Annotated in this window: 3 protein-coding genes and 2 pseudogenes; 4 read left to right on the top strand and 1 reads right to left on the bottom strand. The window is 43.6% G+C overall.

All coding sequences use genetic code 11. The features are described from left to right. From H6G48_RS05315 to H6G48_RS05300, 4 genes and pseudogenes are all read left to right on the top strand, one after another. Positions 1-245: pseudogene (locus H6G48_RS05315) on the top strand (tetratricopeptide repeat protein); the annotation flags it as partial. Positions 246-595: 350 nt separating this feature from the next. Then, on the top strand, positions 596-1,996 hold the full coding sequence (locus tag H6G48_RS05310) for an AAA-like domain-containing protein (RefSeq protein ID WP_242034534.1): 1,401 nt from the start codon (positions 596-598) through the stop codon (positions 1,994-1,996). Positions 1,997-2,057: 61 nt separating this feature from the next. Beyond that, the gene (locus H6G48_RS05305; RefSeq protein WP_185240762.1) at positions 2,058-2,474 is read left to right on the top strand and encodes an element excision factor XisH family protein; all 417 of its coding nucleotides are present in this window, start codon (positions 2,058-2,060) and stop codon (positions 2,472-2,474) included. Next, positions 2,462-2,797 (top strand): XisI protein, encoded by a 336-nt coding sequence (locus H6G48_RS05300; protein WP_190719816.1) that lies wholly within the window; start codon positions 2,462-2,464, stop codon positions 2,795-2,797. Before H6G48_RS05305 ends, H6G48_RS05300 begins: the two co-directional genes overlap by 13 nt. 134 nt (positions 2,798-2,931) lie before the next feature. On the opposite strand, the pseudogene H6G48_RS05295 reads toward H6G48_RS05300, so the two are convergent. After that, positions 2,932-3,321: pseudogene (locus tag H6G48_RS05295) on the bottom strand (IS701 family transposase); the annotation flags it as partial.

The raw sequence follows: 3,321 nt of genomic DNA, 5'->3' as shown, positions 1-3,321 counted from the left end.
GGTTGCCTCAGTTGGCAAAAAAACCTTATGAAAAAGCGTTAAAACTGGCAACAAATACGCAGAATTTGTCAGTGCAAGCGGAGATACAAGCGGGTTTAGGAATAGCTTATCGTATCTTGGGAAATAAGAATGAGGCGATACAGTGGTTAACCAAGGCGAAGGGGACTTATAATCAGTTAGGAGATACTTCGCAGGTTCAGGAATTGGATGAAACAATTAATGACATTTTTTTTAGGGGGAAGTAAGGATGGAAGTTATAGCACTCCCGTAGGGGCGAAGCATTCGGGAAATAACCTATCGCTGAAACCGTAGATTTCTTATCCGAATGCTTCGCCCCTACAACTTATTTGAAATTACTATAAATTATGGATGATGGCTACTACTTTTGTACGGAGGTAATTACACAATGGATAAAGATAAACTCATAAAATATCGTCAAGCAGTGCAAAACTTGTCGCTTGTTCCAAGGCTCTGCCTTGAAACACAATATTTAAGGCTCTGCCTTAAAATAGTATTCAGGTAGAACCTGAATAAAGCGTTCCCAGGTTCTACCTGGGAACGAGATGAAAATCTCAATTCAGCCGAGATTATTCTGTTGTTGATTAGTGAAAACTTTATCGCTTCTGACTATTGTTATGATCTTGAAATGCAACGGGCGATCGCACGCCATGATGCGGGGGAGGCGCGGGTGATTCCGATTATTTTGAAGCCGGTGGATTGGAGTGGTGCGCCTTTTGGTAAGCTGCAAGCATTACCTAAAGATGCCAAGCCTGTGACGACTTGGAGTAATCGGGGTGAGGCGTTTTTAAATATTGCTAAGGGGATTCGCCACGCGGCAATGGAAATGGCGACAGTGTTAACTGACAAACAGCCCACTGTCTTGCCAGAGCCGCAACAATCCGCAAAAGCCACTGAGATGCCGACGCAATCGGAACCCCTCAAGCCAACAGTTACTCCAAACAAGATACAACAAGAAATTAGCTTGGAATCTCCAGAAGGACAAGTTAGCATTGACTCTCGCTTTTATATTACTTCCCCTTACGAAGAACGGTGCTATGAGGAAATTCAAAAGCCTGGCTCCCTGATTCGGATTAAATCGCCCCACAATATGGGCAAATCGTCCCTGATGGCGAAGGTACTTGCCCAAGCATCTCAACTAGGCTATCGTGCGGTAACGATCGATCTGGAACAGACCAATCAAAAGTTCTTTGACGATCTCGACAAGTTCATGCAGTGGTTTTGTGCGTCGGTGGGTAAACCACTAGGAGTAAGGGTCAAGATTGAAGAGTATTGGGATGATATTTTTGGAGCGAACGATAACAGTACGGATTATTTTGAGAAGTATTTATTAGAGGGGGACGATCGCCCGTTAGTGTTGGCGATCGATAACTTTGATCGCATCTTTAAATACGCAGATATCGAGACGGATTTATGCGGATTATTGCGCGGCTGGCATGAAAGTTCCAAGATTAAAAAACTGTGGCAGAAATTGCGGCTGATCATCGTCCATTCTCAAGAGTCCTATGCCCAACGGGATATCAATCAATCGCCTTTTAATGTGGGGTTGCCCATCGAATTGGGAGAGTTTACGCCTGAACAGGTACAGGAGTTGGTAGCACGGCACGGATTAACTTGGACAGAGGGGGAACTCGAACAATTTATGGGGTTAATTGGAGGGCATCCCTACATGGTGCGCTCGGCACTCTATCACATTGCAGCGGGGGATCTTTCTTTGGCGGAATTTTTGCGGACGGCTCCCACAGAAGCGGGAATTTACAGCGATTATCTGCGGGGACATTTGAAGACTTTGGAAGATTATCCTGAACTGGGGGCAGCCATGAAATTGGTTATTACTTCTGAAGTGCCGGTGCGTTTGCGGTCTGAGGAGTCGTTTAAACTGGATAGTATGGGATTAGTGGTGCGGGTTGATAATAATGTGAAACCTCGCTGTGATCTTTATCGTCGGTATTTTTGCGATCGCTTGGGAGGAAATTAAATAAAAACACTTTACAGTCTATTGTCTATTTATCTAGTCGTTTATGCTAACTTAGTCCATTATGCCCGCTCTCGATCTGTATCATAATGCTGCGAAGCAAGCCCTGATTAAAGATGGGTGGACGATCACGCACGATCCGTTTCATCTCCGTTGGGGTCGAAAAGATATGTACGTCGATTTGGGGGCTAAAAAGCTAATATTAGCAGAGCGATTGGAGCAAAAAATTGCTGTAGAAGTTAAAAGCTTTCTGGGGGAATCAGAATTACAAGCCTGTCGTGATGCGATTGGACAGTTTGCGATCTATCGGGCTGTTTTGCGTCGTTCTTATCCTGATTATAAACTATATTTGGCGATTAGAGATGTGATTTATAATTCATTTTTTGAAGAGCCAATCGGACAAATTTTAATCGAAGATGAAAATCTCAAGTTTATTGTTTTTGATGCTGAAAAGGAGGTCATTTCGCAATGGAAAAATTAGATCGGTATCGTCATATTATTAAATCGGTTTTGATTCCTTATACTGAAATCCCTTATTCTCACGGCGAATTGATTTGTAAGCCGATTTTTGATGAAGTTCGAGATAGCTATCTTTTGATGACGCTCGGATGGGATCGCAAAACTCGCGTGCATGGCTGTTTAATTCATTTGGATATTATCAACGAGAAAATCTGGGTACAACGAGATGAAACCGAAGACGGAGTAACCCATGAGCTAGTGGCGGCGGGTGTTCCCCAGCAGGATATTGTCCTCGCTTTTCATCCGGCGGATGTACGCGGTTACACGGGCTACGCGATCGCCTAACCTCTTAGAAAACGGGTTTCTTAAAGAAATCCGTTTTCTGGGACATATTTTTAGCAACTTGGTATCAGGTCACTAACCCCACCCTAATGGGACTTAAACAAATTTCAAGCCCAAATAAAGCCTAAACTGGCTTTTTAAGCGGCAAACACATCCCGATTCTCGGTCAGCCACTCAAAGAAACGGAAAGACATCGCTGTCCGAAAAGCTTCTAAAGCTTCCACAAAAGTGTTTAAAGGTCGATTCGCCCACCGCCTTTGCAATCCCCCAGTTAACTTATGCCACAGGATAAATGTATAGGCACAAAACACCAAGATAAAATGACGAAGTAAGCTTCGTTTATCCCTGACTTGATATTCCCTTAACCCTAACCATCCTTTGGCTTCTCGGTAGAATACTTCCACCCAATTTCTTTCGGTGTAAGTCTTGACTATCCACGACGCTGTTACTGTATCTGCCTCAACTACATTGGTGATGAAATAGTCCACCTCTGTGGCTTTTTCCATTGAACTTGCATTCATGACGAT

Origin of the sequence: Microcystis flos-aquae FACHB-1344 (assembly GCF_014698375.1) — a bacterium.
Taxonomy (GTDB): Bacteria; Cyanobacteriota; Cyanobacteriia; order Cyanobacteriales; family Microcystaceae; genus Microcystis; species Microcystis aeruginosa.
This window is presented reverse-complemented; position numbering and strand designations above follow the sequence as displayed.